Source organism: Micromonospora sp. NPDC007208 (assembly GCF_042869175.1).
In the GTDB taxonomy this organism is placed as follows: domain Bacteria; phylum Actinomycetota; class Actinomycetes; order Mycobacteriales; family Micromonosporaceae; genus Micromonospora; species Micromonospora foliorum.
The window spans coordinates 1-16,802 of the sequence record NZ_JBIAFG010000011.1 but is presented as its reverse complement, the minus strand read 5'-3'; the positions used below and the strand labels follow the sequence as shown (position 1 = coordinate 16,802).

Genomic DNA, 16,802 nt, shown 5'->3' with positions numbered 1-16,802 from the left:
GGTCCTTTCGAGCTGACTCGTTTGTGGCATCACCCCGCGCCCCGGTGGCGGTGCCACGCCAAGATCGCGCTCGATCCAGGATGTAGTGGTTTCCGCACGTTAGGACCCCACTACTTCCACGATCGAGCACGATCTTGCGCGGTCGGTCGGCTCGGTCTGGGGGTGGGACCGCCCGGCACGGGGGAGCGGGCGGTCCCGTGCGGCGTCGGCAGATCCCGGGGGACGGGGAGCGGCGCCGCACTTCACAGTCTGGTGATCAGGCGACTACGGTCGGAAGGGTTTGGCCGCGTCGTCATAGTCGCCCTGTTTTGGGTGGCAGCGACGCTGGCAACCGGCTGGAGATGATCGTCGGCGGGGTGGAGGGCGGGCACGGCATGGCCGATGGACAGATGACGGCGGCGGCGTTCCTGATCGCGGAGCTGCGCCGGGCGCGGGTTCGGCGGGGCTGGAGTCAGGACGAGCTGGCCAAGGCGGTCAACTACTCGGCGTCGATGGTCAGCGCTGTCGAGCTGGGCCAGCAGCCGCCCACCGCCAAGTACCTGGAACTCGTCGACCGCGCCCTGGACACCGGCGGCCTGTTCGGCCGGATGTCTACCGAACTCGTCAGCCTTGACCGGGCGCAGCCCTGGCTACGCGGCTGGCGTGCCATCCTCGCGGAGGCGCGGGCGCTGCGATGGTTCGACCCGTTGCACGTCCCTGGGCTGCTGCAAACCGAGGACTATGCCCGCGCCATCTTCGAGTCGGACCGACTGCTCGATGCCGATGAGGTCGAGCGTCGGCTGACGGACCGGATGGACAGCCAGCAGGTCCTCTATGGGGATCGCCCCCCGCACGTAGTCGCGGTGCTTGACGAGTCGGTGCTGAGGCGACGCGTCGGCGGTCGAAAGGTCATGTGCGAGCAGGCGCTGCACCTGGCGCGCTTGGCGACCGAGCATCCGCGAGTTCAGCTCCATGTGGTGCATCGCTCGGCCGAGGAGTATCCGGGCCTGAACGGGCCATTCATCCTCGCCACCGTGGCCGACCATAGCGATCTTGCCTACCTTGGTGGCCAGATCGGCGGCCAGGAACTCGATCGGCCTGCGGATCTGTTACGTCTACAACGGACCTGGGAAGCTACCCTCGGGCAGGCGTTGCCACCGCAGGAGTCGATCGAGTTGCTGAGGGAATTGGCAGAGTCGTGGAGTTGACCCGAGCTCAGTGGCGTAAGAGCAGCCGAAGTGGTTCCAACGACCAGTGCGTCGAGGTGGCGACGAATCTTGGGGACGTGGTCGGGGTGCGAGACAGCAAGGACTCGGACGGGCCCGTGCTCGTCGTCGACGCGTACTCCTGGCGGCTCTTCGTGGGCGCGCCTCCGCGCTGACCCGACCACCTTGTCCGCGACGGCGGCCGGGCTTCTCGCGCAATTTCGCCGAAGTTGCTGCCTCGGTGTGGCCTGAGACAGCAGTTTCCCTGACGTTGCGTGGATCTTGGCGGCCCGGGTAAACGGGTCGACGGTGTCCCGAGCAGGACGGATGATCCGGGCTATGGGTGACGATGGCGCGGGTGTGCCGGCGGGGACCGAGCGGCTGCGGTTGCGGCGGCTGACCAGGGCCGACGTGGACGCGCTGGTCGAGCTGGACAGCGACCCCGAGGTGATGCGGTTTCTCACCGGTGGAGTCGCGACCCCGCTGGCGACCGTGCGCGACGAGCAGTTGCCGAGGCTGCTGGCCCAGTACGACAGGCATCCCGGGTTGGGTCGGTGGGCGGCGCACGATCGGGAGTCCGGCGAGTTCCTGGGTTGGTTCGCGCTCGACCCGTCGGAGGACGGCACCGAGGCCGAGTTGGGCTACCGGCTGCGCCGCTCGACGTGGGGGCGAGGGCTGGCCACCGAGGGGTCGCGGGCGTTGGTCCGGTACGCCTTCGACACCGTCGGGGTGCGTCGAGTCTGGGCCGAGACGATGAGTGTCAACGAACGCTCCCGGCGGGTGATGGTGAAGGCTGGGCTGCACTACGTGCGGACCTTCCACCTGCAGTGGGACGACCCGATTCCGGGAACCGAGCACGGCGAGGTGGAGTACGAGGTGCGGGCCGAGGAGTGGGCGACCGCCGGTCAGGAGCGGCCGGCGGCCCGGCGGGCGCGGTAGGCGGTCACCGCGGCGCGGTTGCCGCAGCCGGCCTCGCAGAACCGCCGGGACCGGTTGCGGGACAGGTCGACGACCACGTTGTCGCAGTCCGGGTACTCGCAGATCCGCAGCCGGCTCAGTTCGCCGGCGCGGACCAGATCGGCCATCGCCATGGCGGCCTCCACCGCGATCCTGGTGGCCAGCGGCGCGTCGCGGGGCACGGCGTGCAGGTGGTACGGCTCGTCGTCGTGCTCGATGAGCTGGGGCAGCGCCTTGTGTTCCAGCAGTAGACCGTTGACGACCGCGACGATCTCGGGTGGCTCGGCGTACCAGATGCGGCGCAGTTGGGGCCGCAGCTCGCGGACGGCCTGCAGCTCGGCGTCGGTGTGCTCGTGCCGACCGCTGTAGGAGTAGCGGACGAAGAACGCGTCCAGCGCCGCGATGTCGGGCAGCAACTCACCGTCCCGACCTGCGGTGTTGACCAACGCCGCGGCGGCGATCAGCGAACATTCGGTGTCATGAGCGAATAGCAACTTGACTCCTGTCATGGCTTCCGCCTAGCGTCATCAGCACAAGGATAGTTTGCTCATGACATGGTGCCCATCCCGAGGAGCGCGACATGGACTCACGACCTGCTGCCGGCGTCGGGTTGGCGCTGCTCTCCGCAGTCACCTTCGCCACCTCCGGTACGTTCGCGCGATCGCTCATCGAGGCCGGCTGGTCAGCCGAGTCCGCGGTGATCGCCCGCGTCGGCGTGGCCGCCCTGGTGCTGGCGATCCCCGCCCTGCTGTCGTTGCGAGGCAAGTGGCACGTGCTGCGGAGTAACGCCACAGCCATCGGGCTGTTCGGGCTCCTCGGGGTGGCCCTGGCCCAGGTGTGCTTCTTCAACGCCGTGCGCTACCTGCCGGTCGGTGTCGCGCTACTGCTGGAATACCTGGGCATCATCCTCGTCGTGGTCTGGATGTGGCTACGGCACGGGCAACCGCCCCGCCGGCTCACCGTCGCCGGGTCGGTGGCCGCGCTGGCCGGGCTGGCATTCGTGCTCGACCTCGCCGGCACCGCCGACTTCCACCCGGTGGGTGTGCTCTGGGGACTGGGCGCCGCGTTCGGCCTGGCCGGGTACTTCGTGCTCGCCGGCCGGGTCGACCCTCGGCTGCCCTCGGTCGCCATGGCCAGCGGCGGAATGGCCGTCGGCGCCGCCGTGCTGCTTCTCATCGGGCTGACTGGAGTGCTGCCGCTGCACGCGACCTTCGGCGAGGTCACCTTCGCCGGACAGACCACCACCTGGTTGCTGCCCATCGCCGGGCTCTCGCTGGTGGCCGCCGTCATCGCGTACCTCGCCGGTATCGCCGGCACCCGGATCCTCGGCCCCCGACTGTCGTCGTTCGTCGGGCTGACCGAGGTGCTCTTCGCGGTGCTGATCGCCTGGCTCTTCCTGAATGAGTTGCCCACCGGCTGGCAGTTGTTCGGCGGTGCGCTGATCGTCGCCGGCGTCGCCCTGGTACGCCTCGACGAGCTGCGTGGGTCGCCCGCGACGGCGACGGCGGCGGCCTCGCCCGAGCCTGAGCTGGCGCTCGACGCTCGGTGAGGTTCGGCGTCCGTTTGCTCCTGATGGTCGCCGCTTGTCCACGGGCGGTGAGTTCGGCGGGCGGTGAGTTCGGCGGGCGGTGAGTTCGGCGGGCGGTGAGAGAGTGGGCGTCGTGCTGACCACTGTGGTGTTCGATGCTGACGAGACGCTGCTGGACCTGCGTCCAGCGGTCACGGGCGGGCTGGTGGCCGTCCTCGACGAGATGCGGCGGCGCACATCGGCGGCGGCCGGGGTGACGCTCGCCGATCTGGAGTCGGACTGGGGCGCGGTCTTCGGCGAACTGAGCGCCGCCCCGGTGGCGGAGATCCGGCGCGCCGCACTGGCCCGGTCGCTGGCCCGCGCCGCGCTGGTCCACCACCTGGACGAGATCGCCGACCTCTTCTTCGCCCAGCGCTTCGCTCTCACCCGACCGTTTCCGGACGTACCACCGGCGCTGGCCACGCTGCGCCACCGGTACACGCTGGGCTTCGCCACCAACGGCAACAGCCGCGCCGAGCGGTGCGGGCTCGCCGGCGAGTTCGCCTTCGAGCTGTACGCGCACGAGAACGGCCTGCCCAAGAAACCGGCCCCCGAGTTCTACGCCGCGGTGGTCGCGGCGGCCGGTGTGCCGGCCGGGCAGATCATGTACGTCGGCGACTCCTGGGAGCACGACGTGGTGGCGCCCCGGCGGGCCGGTCTGCGATCGGTGTGGCTGAACCGGCTCGGCCTGCCTCGCCCACCCGACTGCATGCCCGACGCCGAAGTCTCCAGCATGGCCGATCTGCCAGCCGCGTTGGCGGGATTCACGGCCATAACGGGCGTTCAACTGGCGTAATCCGAAACGGTGTTGTGTGATGGCTGCCACGTCCCTCAACGAGAGGATCCGATGTGGTGAGCAAGCGCTTCACCGCCCGCACGGTCGCGACCGCGGCAGTGCTGGTACTTACGGCTACGGGGTTGGGTGTGCCGGCCAACGCCGCGCCTAGCACCTCCCGCACCTTCACCGTCGTCGCCGAGGATGGCGTCGCCGCCGACACGGCCGTCGCCGCGATCCGGGCAGCTGGCGGCACTGTGGTGTCCCGGTCCGACGAGGTCGGCATGTTCCAGGTCAGCAGCGACCGGGCCGACTTCGCGGCCAGGGCGACCGCCGCGCCGACGCTGATCGGCGCCGCCGAGCAGAAGGCCATCGGGCGCAAGCCGAAGCTGGACCGGGTCGAGCAGGAGGACCTGACGGCGGCGCCGGCGGGGGCCGCAGCCCGGCGCGGCGCCAAGATGGACCCGCTCGATGACAAGCTGTGGGGCCTGGAGATGATCCGGGCCGACGAGGCCCGCAAGATCGAGCCGGGTGACCGTCGGGTGACCGTCGGCGTACTGGACACCGGCGTCGACGCGAGCAACCCGGACATCGCGCCGAACTTCAACTGGTTGCTGTCGCGTAACTTCGCCCCCGACCTGACCGACGTGGACGGCCCCTGCGAGGTGGCGAGCTGCCTCGACCCGGTCGGCACCGACGACGGCGGGCACGGCACCCACGTGGCCGGCACCATCGGCGCCGCGGCCAACGGCTTCGGCCTCTCCGGCGTCGCCCCGAACGTCTCGCTGGTCGAACTCAAGGGCGGCCAGGACTCCGGCTACTTCTTCCTCGACCCGGTGGTCAACGCCCTGGTCTACGCCGGCCGGTCCGGCATCGACGTGGTCAACATGTCGTTCTACGTCGACCCGTGGCTCTACAACTGCACCGCCAACCCGGCCGACTCGCCGGAGGACCAGGCCGAGCAGCGGGCCATCATCAAGGCGATGAAGCGGGCGCTGATCTTCGCGCACAACAAGGGCGTCACCCTCGTCGGTGCGCTCGGCAACAACAACGAGGACCTGGGCGCGCCGCGTACCGACACCACAAGCCCCGACTACGGCGCCGACCCGTACGACCGACCGATCGACAACGAGAGCTGCTGGGACCTGCCCACCGAGGGCCCGCACGTGATCGGTGTGTCGTCGGTCGGCCCGTCCGGCAAGAAGTCGGACTTCTCCAACTACGGCACCGAGCAGATCTCGGTCGCCGCGCCCGGTGGATTCGCGAGGGATGGCTTCGGGACCCCGACGTACAACACCCCCGGCAACCGGATCCTCTCCAGCTACCCGCTGAAGGTGCTCCAGGAGGAGCCCATCTCCGTCACCATCCCGGACCCCAAGGTGGACGCGGACGGCAACATCGATCCGCGCGTCGCCACGAGCGTGTTCAAGCAGTGCAAGGCCAACGGTGAGTGCGGCTACTACACGTACCTCCAGGGCACCTCGATGGCGTCCCCGCACGCTGCCGGTGTCGCCGCGCTGATCGTCAGCCGGTACGGCAAGGCGCAGGGTCGGACTGGCTTCGGGATGTCGCCGGACCAGGTCGAGCAGCACCTCTACCGCACGGCTGCCGAGCACGCCTGCCCGGAGCCGCGCCTCCAGCAGTACCGCAACGAGGGCCGGGACGAGACCTACGACGCGTACTGCGCCGGTGGGGTCAACTTCAACGGCTTCTACGGCTACGGGATCGTCGACGCCTACGCGGCGGTGAAGACCCCGCTCAAGCCGAACGCCCGCCCGTAACGCACATCGCAGTGCGGAGGTGGCCCAACTGCCACCGCCCCCGGGGCCCGGTCGACACTCGTCGACCGGGCCCCGGGCCGTCCGGGGCCGCTGCAAGTCGTCGTCCGCGCCTGCCAGTCGTGGTCCGGGTCCGGTGCCCGCCGTCTCACGGCTCCGCCTTCCGGTACCAGCCGTTCGGGATTCGGTCATGATCGACTCGGTTTCCTTGAAAGGCGCGGTGTTGGTGCCTGAAGGATGGCGCGGCTTCCAGGAACCCGAGTTGATCCGGGTCATGTGGACGATCCCTGTCGCCACCCACGGCTGACCAGCGCGTCGCGTACCTCTCGAAGCACAGCCGGGAACTCGCCGTGCAACCGTCGGCTGGTCACGTGCAGGACCAGCCAACCCGCGGCGACCAGCTGATTCAGCCGACGGCGGTCGCGGTGCAGTTGCTCCGCGTCGGAGTGCCACTTCCCGTCGTACTCCACCGCCACCCGATATCGCGGCCAGGCCAGGTCGGGGTGCAGAACTATGCCGGTGGGCAGGCGTACCGGATGGTGAACCGCTGGACGCGGCAGCCCGCCCAGCACCAACCGCACGCGTAGGTGTGACTCCGGCGGAGACTCGGCTCCTCCGTCGGCCAGGTCGAACACCCAGCGCGCTCGTCGCCCACCCGGCCGGTCAGCATTGCGGGCAGCCATGGCTGCCAGGGTGTCGCGATCGGCCAGCCCCTGCCCGAGCAGCGAGTCGACGATGGCCACCGCCCGGATCGGGTCGAGCCAGACAGCCGTCTCCCAGGCGGCCCGCCCGGGGTCGGACCGCGGGATCGGCAGGTCGCGGTCTCTGGGCCTGAGCGGGCTGGCCGCCACCCACGCCTCGCCACTACCGGCCGCCACCATGCCCCCTGCTCCGACGGGCACGGCGACCGGCCGGGAGGGCTGCCGTGCTGGGCGTGTTGACGTTCCGCCGGCAGGTGGGCGCCCTACTCCCGTAGGTCGCGCTGCATCACGTGGACGTCCAGCGCTCGACGGTCGTCCCGCGTCCGGCAGTCGGCCTGCACCTGGCGGTTGGCCTGCGTCCGGCGCTCGGCCTGCACCTGGCGGTTGGTCTGCGTCCGGCGCTCGTCCTGCACCTGGCGGTCGGACCGCGTCCGGTGGCCGGCCTGATGGTCGTCTTGTGCCTGCCGATCGTCGTGTGGTTGGCGCGGCCGGCTCAGGGATCTCGCTCGCCGAGAGTGGGGTGATGGCGTTGACGTGCACGCGGAGGCCTCGCTGTGGGCCGATCCGCAGCGGTCGGGGCACGAGGACGTGCACATCGTCGGTGAAGCTCGCGGCGTGCGGGACGCCGTGCAGGTAGGCGGCCGACGGGCCGCCGACCACCACTCCGGGCGGTAGCCGGAGGAGGGCGGCGCGACAGGCGAGGGCGTGGTCCCGGTCGAGCCGCGAGTCGGCGTAGATGTCGTGGCGCAACCGTACCCAGGCGGAGTTGCGTAGCTGATGTTCGGTGAGCAGGCCGTCCCGGACAGCGTCGGAGCCGCGGAAGACCTGCCAGGCCAGGGCGTCGGGGCGATGCGGACGTGGGGGCATGCCGAGCAGCCTGCCGGCGACCGACTGGCCACCGAAACCCCTGTGGACAACCCGGCCCGCGCGTGCCGCCGGACCTGTGGACAACCACGAATCCGCCTGCCGATCGTGCTATGGCACGGCCAGAACGACCGATCAATCCGGCATTGGGGCCGTCGACGGGCGGTGATCCACTCGCGTTCCTGAAAGTCGGGTGATCACCGGCATCGGGATGCCGCGACTTCCGTGAACCCGAGTCGATCAAGCCAACCGGGCGTCGGCGAGGGGGCCCGGCGGACGGGGTCAGCTGAGGGCGGTGGTGATGGCTCGGGCGGCGGCCAGCACCTGGGGGCCGATGGTGTCGACGTCCAGTGGGGCGAGCGCGACCACGCCGACGCTGGCCTCCAGGCCGGGTACGCCGAGCACCGGTGCGGCCACCCCGTACGCCCCGGCCTGCAACTCTCCGCTGCTACTCAGCGGCTCTGCCATCCCGGCTCGACCGGCCAGGATCGCCCGCCCGGCCGCTCCTCGGTCCAGTGGGTGCCGTGCCCCGGCCCGGTATGCGACGTGGAACGACGTCCAGCTCGGCTCGACCACGGCCAGGGCGACGCCCTCTCCACCCTCGACCACGGTCAGGTGCGCGGTCGCGCCGGCCTGCTCGGCGAGGCGGCGTAGCGCGGGCAGCGCGCCCTCGGCGAGCAGCGGCTGGGCGCGTCGGGCCAGGTGCAGTAAGCCGGCACCGAGGCGCAGCCGGCCGTCCCCGTCGCGGCGCAGCATGCCGTGCCCGGTCAGCGCACTGACCAGCCGGTATACGGCGGCCCGGCCGATGCCGAGCCGATTCGCGGCCTCGGTGACGGTCAGACCGCCAGAGGCGTCGGCGACCAGGTGCAGCAGCCGCAGACCCCGGTCCAGCGTCTGTGACGTCTCCCCACCCCGCCCCGCAACCGCGTCGGCCCGCCCCACGCCAGCGTCGGCCGCGTCGGCGGACCCGGAGGCTCGTCCGAAGACCGGCCCCGGGGCCGGGTCGGTGGGGGCGGTGGGGTCGGCTGGCGTGTCACCGGAGCCACCGGAGCGTGCGGTCGCATCCACGCCTGGCAGCGTACGACCCGGCACCGGCGGACCCGGACAGGCACGGACAGCTACCCTTGTACGGTGACGCTACGCCTGTATGACACCGCCACCCGATCGGTGCGGGACTTCGTCCCGCGGGAAGCCGGCAAGGTGGGGGTCTACCTGTGTGGTCTCACCCTCCAGGCCCCGCCGCACATCGGTCATCTTCGCTCCGGCGTCAACTATGACGTCCTGCGCCGTTGGCTGTTGGCCGCCGGCTTCGAGGTCACCTTCATTCGCAACCTGACCGACATCGACGACAAGATCCTGGCCAAGGCGGGCGAGCAGGGTCGTCCGTTCTGGTCGATCGCGTACGCCAACGAGTTGCTGCTCGCCGAGTCGTACCGGTCGTTGAACGTGCTGGCGCCCACGTATGAGCCGCGCGCCACGGGGCACATCCCCGAGATGCATGAGCTGATCACGAAGTTGATCGCCGACGGGCACGCATACCCGGCGAGTGACGGCTCCGGCGACGTCTACTTCGACGTGGCGTCCTGGCCGGCGTACGGGTCGCTGTCGGGTCAGTCTCCGGACGCCATGCAGTCCGCCGGGGACGCCCCGGATCGGGGCAAGCGGGACCCGCGCGACTTCGCGCTGTGGAAGGGTGCCAAACCGGACGAGCCGGCGGACGCCTACTGGCCCTCGCCGTGGGGGTTGGGCCGTCCGGGTTGGCACATCGAGTGCTCGGCGATGTGCTGGCGCTACCTCGGCCCGGAGTTCGACATCCACGGCGGTGGGCTGGATCTGACGTTCCCGCACCACGAGAACGAGATCGCCCAGTCCCAGGCGGCCGGGTTGCCGTTCGCCCGCTACTGGGTGCACCACGGGCTGCTCAGCATCGGTGGGGCCAAGATGGGCAAGTCCGCCGGCAACGCACTGGACCTGGCGTACGTGGACTCGCTCGGGGTGCGGCCGGTGGAGCTGCGCTACTACTACGCCGCCGCGCACTACCGCTCGGTGATCGACTACTCGGAGGATTCGCTGCGCGACGCGGCCACCGCGTACCGGCGGATCGAGGGTTTCGTGCAGCGGGCCGCCGAGCGGGTCGGTGCCGGGCAGATCGGTGAGCTGCCCGCCGGCTTCGTCGCGGCGATGAACGACGACCTCAACACGTCCGCCGCGCTGGCCGTGCTGCAACAGCACATTCGGGACGGCAACACCGCGCTGAGCGTCGGTGACGATGTGACCGTCCGCACCACGCTGGCCGTGGTGCGGGCAATGCTGGATATTCTCGGGATCGACCCCCTCGACCCGGCCTGGACCGGTGGCGGCCGATCGGACGACCTTCGTGCCGTGGTGGACTCCCTGATCGCGCTGGCCCTGGAGCAGCGTGCGCAGGCGCGGGGCCGCAAGGACTGGACCGCCGCGGACGCCGTGCGTGACCAGCTCAAGCTGGCCGGCGTGGTGGTCGAGGACACCCCCCAGGGCCCCCGTTGGACTATTGGAGAGCAGGACTGATGGCCGGCAACTCGCAGCGCCGTGGCCGGCGACTGACGTCGAAGGCAGGCGCCCCCAAGGGCACCGGCGGCAAGAACAAGGACTCGTTGGCCGGGCGGGGTCGCACCCTGCCCGCGGACGAGCGTCCCTGGCACAAGGGCTACTCGGGCACCGAGAAGCTGCCCCAGCGCACCGCCTGGAAGCAGGACAAGGAGCGCCGCGCGGCGGCCGAGGAGGGGCGCGCCCCGAAGATCGGCCAGCCCGGTAGCAAGGACACCACCTGGGGTCGGGGCGGCGGTCGGGGCGTACCCGTCGGTCGCGGCGCCACCGGCGGACGGGGCGGCAAGCCCACCGGGCGGTCCGGCCCCCGGGTCGCGCCGGGGCGCAAGTCCAACCCGTCCAAGGACACCCCGGAGCTGCTGGTCGGGCGTAACCCGGTGCTGGAGGCGCTGCGCGCCAACGTGCCGGCGACGGCGCTCTACACCGCCCAGGGCATCGACATGGACGACCGGGTCAACGAGATCATCCGGACCGCCGCCGACCGGGGCATCGCCAACCTGGAGATCAGCCGCGCCGAGTTGGACCGGATGACCGGCGGGGTGCTGCACCAGGGTGTCGGCTTGCAGGTGCCGCCCTTCGCGTACCAGCCGTTCGAGGACATGGTCGCCGCTGCCCTGGAGCAGCAGGCTCCGCTGCTGGTCGCGCTGGACGGTGTCACCGACCCGCGCAACCTGGGCGCCGTGATCCGGTCGGCTGCCGCGTTCGGCGCGCAGGGTGTCTTCGTACCCGAGCGTCGTGCCGCCGGGATCACCGCGACCGCCTGGCGGACCAGCGCCGGCGCGGCCGCGCGGGTGCCCGTCGCCCAGGTGACCAACCTGACCCGGTCGCTGAAGGCGTGCCGGGACGCCGGCTTCATGGTCGTCGGCCTGGACGCCGACGGCGACACCGACCTCTACAACCTGGAGGCCGCGGTCGGTCCGCTGGTGGTGGTGGTCGGCTCCGAGGGGCGCGGCCTGTCCCGCCTGGTCGGGGAGACCTGCGACCTGACCGTCAGCATCCCGATGATCTCCGAGGTCGAGTCGCTCAACGCCAGCGTGGCCGCGGCGGTCGCCCTGGCCGAGGTCGCCCGCCGGCGCTCCGTCGAGCTGTAACGCACGTCGACGAAGGCCCCCTCCCGCCGAGCGCGGGAGGGGGCCTTCGTGGTCAGATCAGGATGAAGAACCGCTTCGGGTACGACGAAGGGGGCGGCCCGCCGAAGCGGACCGCCCCCTGTCGGTACGGCGTTACGTCAGATCCGGCCACCGGTGGAGGCGTGGAAGACGTGGCTGCGACCGGCAACCGGCTTGACGAACACGGTGTCACCCATGTTCGGCATGTTGCGCCGGTCGGTGCGGACGACGAAGCGCTCCGAGTTGCCACCCAGCGCGGCGTGACCGTAGACGTTGGCGTCCGAGCCGAGGTCCTCGACCAGCTCGACCACGACCGGCATGCCGCCCTCGGTCGGGCTGACCAGCTCGCAGTCCTCCGGGCGGAAGCCCACGGTGACCTTGCCGTCGCCACCCTCGGCGCGGGCCGCCTCGACCTGCTCCCGGGTCAGCGGGATCTGCAGCTCGGCGAACTCGGCGCCCCGCTCGTTGAGCGGAACGGTCTTGATGTTCATGGCGGGAGAGCCCATGAAGCCGGCGACGAACACGTTGGCCGGGGTGTCGTAGAGCGCCCGCGGGGTGTCCACCTGCTGCAGGACACCGTCGAGCAGCACCGCGACCCGGTGACCCATGGTCATGGCCTCGACCTGGTCGTGCGTGACGTAGACCGTGGTGACGCCCAGCTTGGCCTGGAGCGACGCGATCTGGGTACGGGTCTGCACACGGAGCTTGGCGTCGAGGTTCGACAGCGGCTCGTCCATGAGGAAGACCTGCGGCTCGCGGACGATCGCCCGACCCATCGCGACACGCTGACGCTGACCACCGGAGAGCGCCTTCGGCTTACGGCTGAGGTACTCCTCCAACTGGAGCAGCCCGGCCGCCTCCTTGACCCGCCGGTCGATCTCCGACTTGGAGGTCTTGCGGAGCTTGAGGGCGAACGCCATGTTCTCGTACACCGTCATGTGCGGGTAGAGGGCGTAGTTCTGGAAGACCATCGCGATGTCGCGGGCCTTCGGGGGAAGGTGGGTGACGTCACGCTGGTCGATGTAGATCGAACCGGCGTCCACGTCCTCCAGGCCGGCGAGCATCCGCAGGCTGGTGGACTTACCGCAACCGGAGGGGCCGACCAGGACGAGGAACTCCCCGTCGCCGATCTCGAGGTCCAGCTCGTTGACGGCGGGACGCTCTTGGCCCGGGTAGACCCGGGACGCCTTGGAATAGGTGACCGTAGCCATGGTGAAGCGCTTCCTTTCACCGGCAGGAACGTGCCGGACGATCCGAGTGAAGGAGCAACCGGCACGTGTCCGTGCCGGTCAGCGGACGGCGGCCCGGTCGCGGGGGCGCCCGGGTTGTCGTCCGTGTCAGTGAACCGTAAACGCGTTTACCCGTGCTGCCAAGGCGGGGGGCCGCCGATCGCGCCAGGCGGGCTACGCATTCCGGTCACTCGGGCACGGTCAGACATCAATCGACGCCGAGTCAAACGGTCGTGCGTCGGGTTGTTGACGATTCCCATGCTCGGGAGGCCTCGCGATCGGGATAACCGGACGTCAGTCGCTATGCTGACCTCGACGCACGCGCCCCTGTAGCTCAGCTGGCCAGAGCACTCGCCTTGTAAGCGAGATGTCGCCGGTTCGATCCCGGCCGGGGGCTCCAATTCCATCAGACCTTTCCGGACCGGCAATGCTGCGCATCTGCCGGTCCGCCCGTGGGGCACCCGGGCCTCGATCAAGTTCGCTATCGTGCCTCCGTCCGCCACCAGGCGGCGGTCCACGGGGGAACCACAATGAAACAGAGCACCACCCTGCTCGTGCTGGGTGTGGCCGGCGGTCTGCTCGTCGCTGCCGGCTGCACTCCCAAGGCGGAGCCCACGCGCGCCGAGAAACCGGTCCAGGCCACCACCGCCGTTCCCTCTCCGACGCCCGACGTCCGCGGCGAGTTGGTCGCGGGACTGCAGCGGTCGCAGGGGGTTGCGCACCGGTACGCGGTGCGCGGCGACCTGCCCGAAGGGAAGAAGGTCACCGGCACGGGCGCCTTCGATCCGAAGAAGCGCCGTTTCCAGACCACAATCTCGGTCACCGGCGGGAAATACCCGTCGGCGGGGAGCCGGATCGTGATTGGCACCGACAGTTACGTACGGCCGTCGGACGAGAAGGACTGGGTGCACGTCGACCTGAAGCGAGTGAAGCGCGACGATATCTTCCTGCGCTTCGACTGGGCCGACCCGACCGGTCTGAAGGCGTTCACCTCGTCGATCGTCTCGGTGGACCGCGTCGACCCGCACACCTACACCGGCCGTTTCGACCCCGACGGCAAGGACGCCACTGCGTTCCTTCCCGTGGGTGCACCGAGCATCGTCTCGATCGGCACACGTCTGTCGCCGTTCACGATCACCACCGACGACCAGGGCTGGGTCACCTCGATCAAGGTGGAGTTGAGCCCCAGCGAGGGCCCGAAACTGACGATGACCACCACCTTGAAAGATCACGGGAAGCCCTTGAAGATCACCGCGCCGGCTCGCGCTGGTGAAGCCGCCGACTTCTACTACCGCAAGTGACAGCTCAGCCACGGCGGATGCCCCGAGGTGAGCAGCGCGCTACCAACCGGACGACGCAGTGCCTGGCGGTAGCCTGGGCTCCGGCGGCGAGCGAAGTGGGGCCGGGGGGTCGATGAGTCGCGCGGTGGAGGAGTCGAACCGGGCGATGCTGCGCGCCCGGGACGCGATGGACCGGGCGTACGCCGAGCCTCTGGACATTCCCGCGTTGGCCCGGATCGCGCACGTCTCGGAGGCGCACTTCATCCGTACCTTCCGGGCCACCTTCGGTGAGACGCCGCACCGCTATCTGCAACGCCGTCGGGTGGAGCGGGCGATGGCGTTGCTGGTGGAGACCGACCGGGACGTGACGGACATCTGCTACGCCGTCGGCTTCGGCAGCCTGGGCACGTTCAGTCGGACGTTCCGGCAGATCGTCGGGGATTCTCCCTCGGATTTCCGGCGTCAGCGCGTCGCGCCGGCCAACGTGCCGTCGTGCTTCACCAAAGCCTGGACCCGACCAAGCAGTTTTGGATAAGCGCAGGTCAGGGTCTACCTCTAGCGTCATGGGCATGACGATGAACGCGATCAGCCGCTCCCAGATCTACGTCCTCGACCAGGACGCCGCGCTTGACTTCTACGTCAACAAGCTCGGCATGGAGGTCAACACCGACCAGGACCTCGGCTTCATGCGGTGGCTCACGGTCAACCTGCCCGGCGACCCGGAGCGGGAGATCCTGTTGGAGAAGCCGGGCCCGCCCGCGCTGGACCCGGCCACCGCCGAGCAGGTCCGGGAGCTGCTCACCAAGGGTGCCCTCGGGGGGTACCTCTTCATGACCACGGACGACGCCCGCAAGACCCACGAGGATCTGGTGGCGAAGGGCGTCGAGATCACTGACGAGCCGACCGAGCGCCCGTACGGGATCGACTTCGGCATCCGGGACCCGTTCGGCAACCGGATCCGCATCGGCCAGATGTTCCCCCAGGCGTAGGGGAGCGGGTGATGAGCCAGGCCGCGGCGTTTCCCGTGGTACGACCGGCCGCCGTGGGGTGGGACCGTCTGCTGCTGATCGGCGGGGTGCTCGCCGGCCCGATCTTCGCCGGCTCGGCGATCCTGCAGGCGGCGACGTGGCGGCCCGTCGGGCTGCCCGGCAGGGGTCGCGCGGTCGCGCCGCGTACAGCCTGGCGACCGGGATGTTCTTCGCGGTGGCCTGGGTGACTCTGATCGTCCAGCCGGCACCGGCCGTGATGGTGGCGTTCGGCTTGACGGTGACGGCCGGCTGGCTGTGGGTGTCGGTCACCTTCACGCGGGCGGCGTCCGGACAGGCCGACTGAGCCGACGGCCGCAACACCGGGAGGTGCGGGTCGAACCCGTACCTCCCGGTGTGTTGAGCTGGGTGCCATGGTGACCCGGTTGCTGTACCTGACCCGACACGCCGAGCAGGATCTGCCCGAGCTGAGTGGGTCCGATGGCGGCGAACCGGATACCGGCCTGTCGGAGCGCGGCCGGCGGCAGGCCACCCTGCTGGGTGAACGGCTGCGAGCCCGGCGGTTCGCCGCCGTCCATCACGGGCCGCTGCGCCGGGCCGCGCAGACCGCCGAGCTGATCGCCAAGTCGCTGCCCGAGGTTCCGGTGTACGAGACGGAGCTGGCCGGCGACCATCTCCCACACGACACGGATCCGGCTGGCCTGCCGCCCGCGTACGCCGAATTCCTGACGCAGTTCTCGGCGGCCGAGCGGGTCGACGGGCCGCGAGTGACGGCGGACGCCGTGCGGCGGTTCGCCGGCCCGGTGGGTGAGGGGCCCGCCGGCGGTGAGCCGGTCCGCGAGCTGGTGGTGACGCACAGCTTCCTGATCGCCTGGCTGGTGCGGCACGCCCTCGACGCGCCGGAGTGGCGGTGGCTGGGCTTGAACTCGCACAACGCGGGGCTGACCGTCATCCGGTACAGCGCGGCCGGCCCGCCGAGTCTGGTCGCCGTCAACGACGTGGCCCATCTTCCGCCGGAGCTGCGCGGCACCGGCCTGCCCCCGGACTACCTGACCTAGGTGCCGGTGGCCCGCAGCAGCAGCTTGACCACCGCCTGGGTGGCCGGCGGTGGGGGCCCCTCGGCCGGGCAGTCGGCGTACCCGGTTTCGGTGCTGCCCACGGTGAGGCGGTAGTGCATGACGTCCGCGCAACTGGTTGCGGTGGTCGGCTGCCGTGCCTCGCTGGCGAGCCGGGGGTCGGCGGCCAGTCCCGCGAGAGTGCCCTGGTCGGCAGGGGTGAGCCGGCCGTTGCGCCGACTGCCGGCCCGGTCCGTCACGGTCCACTGACCGTCCGGCTCGACGACGATGGAGTCACCGCGCCCGGCGAAGCCGCCGGAGCTCCGCAACATCACTCGGGGGGCCATCCCGCTGGCCTCGGCGCTGACGGTGGGGGCGGTGGTCGGCAGCAAGGTGCCGGTTGCCGGGGCAGCCGGGCCGGTGGCGGTGGTGGCCGAGGGCTGGGTAGAGGTGGTGGTGGGGGCTCGGTCGACGCTTGTGCAACCGGTCAGGAGCGCGGCCAGAAGCGCGACCGTGACGGCGGTCGTCGATGCGGGTCTCATTCCCGTCGGACGCGCGACCCCGACCGTCGGTTCCCCCATCCGACCGGAAGCGGTCTGCGCCGTTCTGGCAATCTTGGACAGTTTCCGTTCCGCGCTAACTATTGAGTCCCATGACATCTGTCAGTGTTGAAGTCCCGATACATGTGTCAGTTGGTTGGGATCTTGGGTGTGCTGGTAGATGGTGCCTGG

Annotated in this window: 20 protein-coding genes and 1 tRNA gene; 15 read left to right on the top strand and 6 right to left on the bottom strand. The window is 70.4% G+C overall.

Annotation, left to right across the window (positions count from 1 at the left end; translation table 11 throughout):
- Positions 1–374 precede the first annotated feature (374 nt).
- The 3 genes from ACFYL6_RS21270 to ACFYL6_RS21260 all read left to right on the top strand — a co-directional run bounded on the left by ACFYL6_RS21270 (position 375) and on the right by ACFYL6_RS21260 (position 2,123).
- Positions 375–1,187, top strand: a complete 813-nt coding sequence (locus ACFYL6_RS21270; RefSeq protein WP_387173813.1) for a Scr1 family TA system antitoxin-like transcriptional regulator — start codon at positions 375–377, stop codon at positions 1,185–1,187.
- Complete coding sequence (locus ACFYL6_RS21265) at positions 1,178–1,360, top strand: DUF397 domain-containing protein (RefSeq protein WP_387173517.1); 183 nt, start codon at positions 1,178–1,180, stop codon at positions 1,358–1,360. Before ACFYL6_RS21270 ends, ACFYL6_RS21265 begins: the two co-directional genes overlap by 10 nt.
- Positions 1,361–1,523: 163 nt before the next feature.
- Entirely contained in the window at positions 1,524–2,123 is a 600-nt protein-coding gene (locus ACFYL6_RS21260; protein WP_387173515.1) for a GNAT family N-acetyltransferase, read from the top strand.
- Here the strand turns inward: ACFYL6_RS21260 and ACFYL6_RS21255 are convergent.
- Entirely contained in the window at positions 2,090–2,650 is a 561-nt protein-coding gene (locus ACFYL6_RS21255) for a CGNR zinc finger domain-containing protein (RefSeq protein ID WP_387173513.1), read from the bottom strand. The two genes, ACFYL6_RS21260 and ACFYL6_RS21255, sit on opposite strands and share 34 nt — an antisense overlap.
- A 71-nt stretch (positions 2,651–2,721) precedes the next feature.
- Here ACFYL6_RS21255 and ACFYL6_RS21250 point away from each other — a divergent pair, with 71 nt between their 5' ends.
- The 3 genes from ACFYL6_RS21250 to ACFYL6_RS21240 all read left to right on the top strand — a co-directional run bounded on the left by ACFYL6_RS21250 (position 2,722) and on the right by ACFYL6_RS21240 (position 6,264).
- Positions 2,722–3,690, top strand: coding sequence for a DMT family transporter (locus tag ACFYL6_RS21250; RefSeq protein ID WP_387173512.1), 969 nt, complete (start codon positions 2,722–2,724; stop codon positions 3,688–3,690).
- A gap of 112 nt (positions 3,691–3,802) precedes the next feature.
- Entirely contained in the window at positions 3,803–4,504 is a 702-nt protein-coding gene (locus tag ACFYL6_RS21245; RefSeq protein WP_387173510.1) for an HAD family hydrolase, read from the top strand.
- Positions 4,505–4,560: 56 nt separating this feature from the next.
- Positions 4,561–6,264 (top strand): S8 family serine peptidase, encoded by a 1,704-nt coding sequence (locus ACFYL6_RS21240; RefSeq protein WP_387173508.1) that lies wholly within the window; start codon positions 4,561–4,563, stop codon positions 6,262–6,264.
- A 269-nt stretch (positions 6,265–6,533) separates the two neighbouring features.
- Here the strand turns inward: ACFYL6_RS21240 and ACFYL6_RS21235 are convergent, their stop codons facing one another.
- Together ACFYL6_RS21235 and ACFYL6_RS21230 are read right to left on the bottom strand one after the other, a co-directional pair.
- Positions 6,534–7,142 carry an endonuclease domain-containing protein gene (locus ACFYL6_RS21235; protein WP_387173506.1) on the bottom strand — a complete coding sequence of 203 codons (609 nt, stop codon included), beginning with the start codon at positions 7,140–7,142 and terminating at the stop codon, positions 6,534–6,536.
- Between the two features lie 83 nt (positions 7,143–7,225).
- Positions 7,226–7,375, bottom strand: coding sequence for a hypothetical protein (locus ACFYL6_RS21230; RefSeq protein ID WP_387173504.1), 150 nt, complete (start codon positions 7,373–7,375; stop codon positions 7,226–7,228).
- 121 nt (positions 7,376–7,496) lie between these two features.
- Here ACFYL6_RS21230 and ACFYL6_RS21225 point away from each other — a divergent pair, with 121 nt between their 5' ends.
- Positions 7,497–7,637: a hypothetical protein gene (locus ACFYL6_RS21225; RefSeq protein WP_387173502.1), complete on the top strand. Its 141-nt coding sequence runs from the start codon at positions 7,497–7,499 to the stop codon at positions 7,635–7,637.
- Between the two features lie 471 nt (positions 7,638–8,108).
- Here ACFYL6_RS21225 and ACFYL6_RS21220 read toward each other — a convergent pair whose 3' ends face one another.
- Positions 8,109–8,894 carry an IclR family transcriptional regulator gene (locus tag ACFYL6_RS21220; RefSeq protein ID WP_387173500.1) on the bottom strand — a complete coding sequence of 262 codons (786 nt, stop codon included), beginning with the start codon at positions 8,892–8,894 and terminating at the stop codon, positions 8,109–8,111.
- Between the two features lie 63 nt (positions 8,895–8,957).
- Between ACFYL6_RS21220 and cysS the strand changes: the two genes are divergently transcribed.
- The gene (cysS, locus tag ACFYL6_RS21215) at positions 8,958–10,373 is read left to right on the top strand and encodes a cysteine--tRNA ligase (protein WP_387173498.1); all 1,416 of its coding nucleotides are present in this window, start codon (positions 8,958–8,960) and stop codon (positions 10,371–10,373) included.
- Positions 10,373–11,503: a 23S rRNA (guanosine(2251)-2'-O)-methyltransferase RlmB gene (rlmB, locus tag ACFYL6_RS21210; RefSeq protein ID WP_387173496.1), complete on the top strand. Its 1,131-nt coding sequence runs from the start codon at positions 10,373–10,375 to the stop codon at positions 11,501–11,503. The genes cysS and rlmB overlap by 1 nt, the downstream gene beginning before the upstream one ends.
- A gap of 137 nt (positions 11,504–11,640) precedes the next feature.
- Here the strand turns inward: rlmB and ACFYL6_RS21205 are convergent, their stop codons facing one another.
- Positions 11,641–12,732 (bottom strand): ABC transporter ATP-binding protein, encoded by a 1,092-nt coding sequence (locus ACFYL6_RS21205; protein WP_196920052.1) that lies wholly within the window; start codon positions 12,730–12,732, stop codon positions 11,641–11,643.
- Between the two features lie 341 nt (positions 12,733–13,073).
- Here ACFYL6_RS21205 and ACFYL6_RS21200 point away from each other — a divergent pair.
- The 6 genes from ACFYL6_RS21200 to ACFYL6_RS21175 all read left to right on the top strand — a co-directional run bounded on the left by ACFYL6_RS21200 (position 13,074) and on the right by ACFYL6_RS21175 (position 16,074).
- A tRNA-Thr gene (locus ACFYL6_RS21200) sits at positions 13,074–13,150 on the top strand.
- Between the two features lie 130 nt (positions 13,151–13,280).
- Positions 13,281–14,051, top strand: a complete 771-nt coding sequence (locus ACFYL6_RS21195; RefSeq protein ID WP_387173494.1) for a hypothetical protein — start codon at positions 13,281–13,283, stop codon at positions 14,049–14,051.
- Between the two features lie 112 nt (positions 14,052–14,163).
- The gene (locus tag ACFYL6_RS21190; protein WP_124818916.1) at positions 14,164–14,565 is read left to right on the top strand and encodes a helix-turn-helix domain-containing protein; all 402 of its coding nucleotides are present in this window, start codon (positions 14,164–14,166) and stop codon (positions 14,563–14,565) included.
- Positions 14,566–14,599: 34 nt separating this feature from the next.
- Entirely contained in the window at positions 14,600–15,019 is a 420-nt protein-coding gene (locus ACFYL6_RS21185) for a VOC family protein (RefSeq protein WP_387173492.1), read from the top strand.
- 136 nt (positions 15,020–15,155) lie between these two features.
- Positions 15,156–15,362 (top strand): hypothetical protein, encoded by a 207-nt coding sequence (locus tag ACFYL6_RS21180; protein ID WP_387173490.1) that lies wholly within the window; start codon positions 15,156–15,158, stop codon positions 15,360–15,362.
- 67 nt (positions 15,363–15,429) lie between these two features.
- Complete coding sequence (locus ACFYL6_RS21175; protein ID WP_387173488.1) at positions 15,430–16,074, top strand: histidine phosphatase family protein; 645 nt, start codon at positions 15,430–15,432, stop codon at positions 16,072–16,074.
- Here ACFYL6_RS21175 and ACFYL6_RS21170 read toward each other — a convergent pair.
- Positions 16,071–16,613, bottom strand: a complete 543-nt coding sequence (locus ACFYL6_RS21170; protein WP_387173486.1) for a hypothetical protein — start codon at positions 16,611–16,613, stop codon at positions 16,071–16,073. The genes ACFYL6_RS21175 and ACFYL6_RS21170 overlap by 4 nt on opposite strands.
- Positions 16,614–16,802: the final 189 nt, after the last annotated feature.

What these genes read in the sequence shown, in the direction of transcription:
- ACFYL6_RS21205 (WP_196920052.1), bottom strand. Translation starts at nt 12,732, where the DNA reads ATGGCTACGGTCACCTATTCCAAGGCGTCCCGGGTCTACCCGGGCCAA.
- ACFYL6_RS21270 (WP_387173813.1), top strand. Translation starts at nt 375, where the DNA reads ATGGCCGATGGACAGATGACGGCGGCGGCGTTCCTGATCGCGGAGCTG.
- ACFYL6_RS21185 (WP_387173492.1), top strand. Translation starts at nt 14,600, where the DNA reads ATGACGATGAACGCGATCAGCCGCTCCCAGATCTACGTCCTCGACCAG.
- ACFYL6_RS21250 (WP_387173512.1), top strand. Translation starts at nt 2,722, where the DNA reads ATGGACTCACGACCTGCTGCCGGCGTCGGGTTGGCGCTGCTCTCCGCA.
- ACFYL6_RS21170 (WP_387173486.1), bottom strand. Translation starts at nt 16,613, where the DNA reads ATGAGACCCGCATCGACGACCGCCGTCACGGTCGCGCTTCTGGCCGCG.
- ACFYL6_RS21195 (WP_387173494.1), top strand. Translation starts at nt 13,281, where the DNA reads ATGAAACAGAGCACCACCCTGCTCGTGCTGGGTGTGGCCGGCGGTCTG.
- ACFYL6_RS21175 (WP_387173488.1), top strand. Translation starts at nt 15,430, where the DNA reads ATGGTGACCCGGTTGCTGTACCTGACCCGACACGCCGAGCAGGATCTG.
- ACFYL6_RS21255 (WP_387173513.1), bottom strand. Translation starts at nt 2,650, where the DNA reads ATGACAGGAGTCAAGTTGCTATTCGCTCATGACACCGAATGTTCGCTG.
- ACFYL6_RS21260 (WP_387173515.1), top strand. Translation starts at nt 1,524, where the DNA reads ATGGGTGACGATGGCGCGGGTGTGCCGGCGGGGACCGAGCGGCTGCGG.
- rlmB (WP_387173496.1), top strand. Translation starts at nt 10,373, where the DNA reads ATGGCCGGCAACTCGCAGCGCCGTGGCCGGCGACTGACGTCGAAGGCA.
- ACFYL6_RS21235 (WP_387173506.1), bottom strand. Translation starts at nt 7,142, where the DNA reads ATGGTGGCGGCCGGTAGTGGCGAGGCGTGGGTGGCGGCCAGCCCGCTC.
- ACFYL6_RS21190 (WP_124818916.1), top strand. Translation starts at nt 14,164, where the DNA reads ATGAGTCGCGCGGTGGAGGAGTCGAACCGGGCGATGCTGCGCGCCCGG.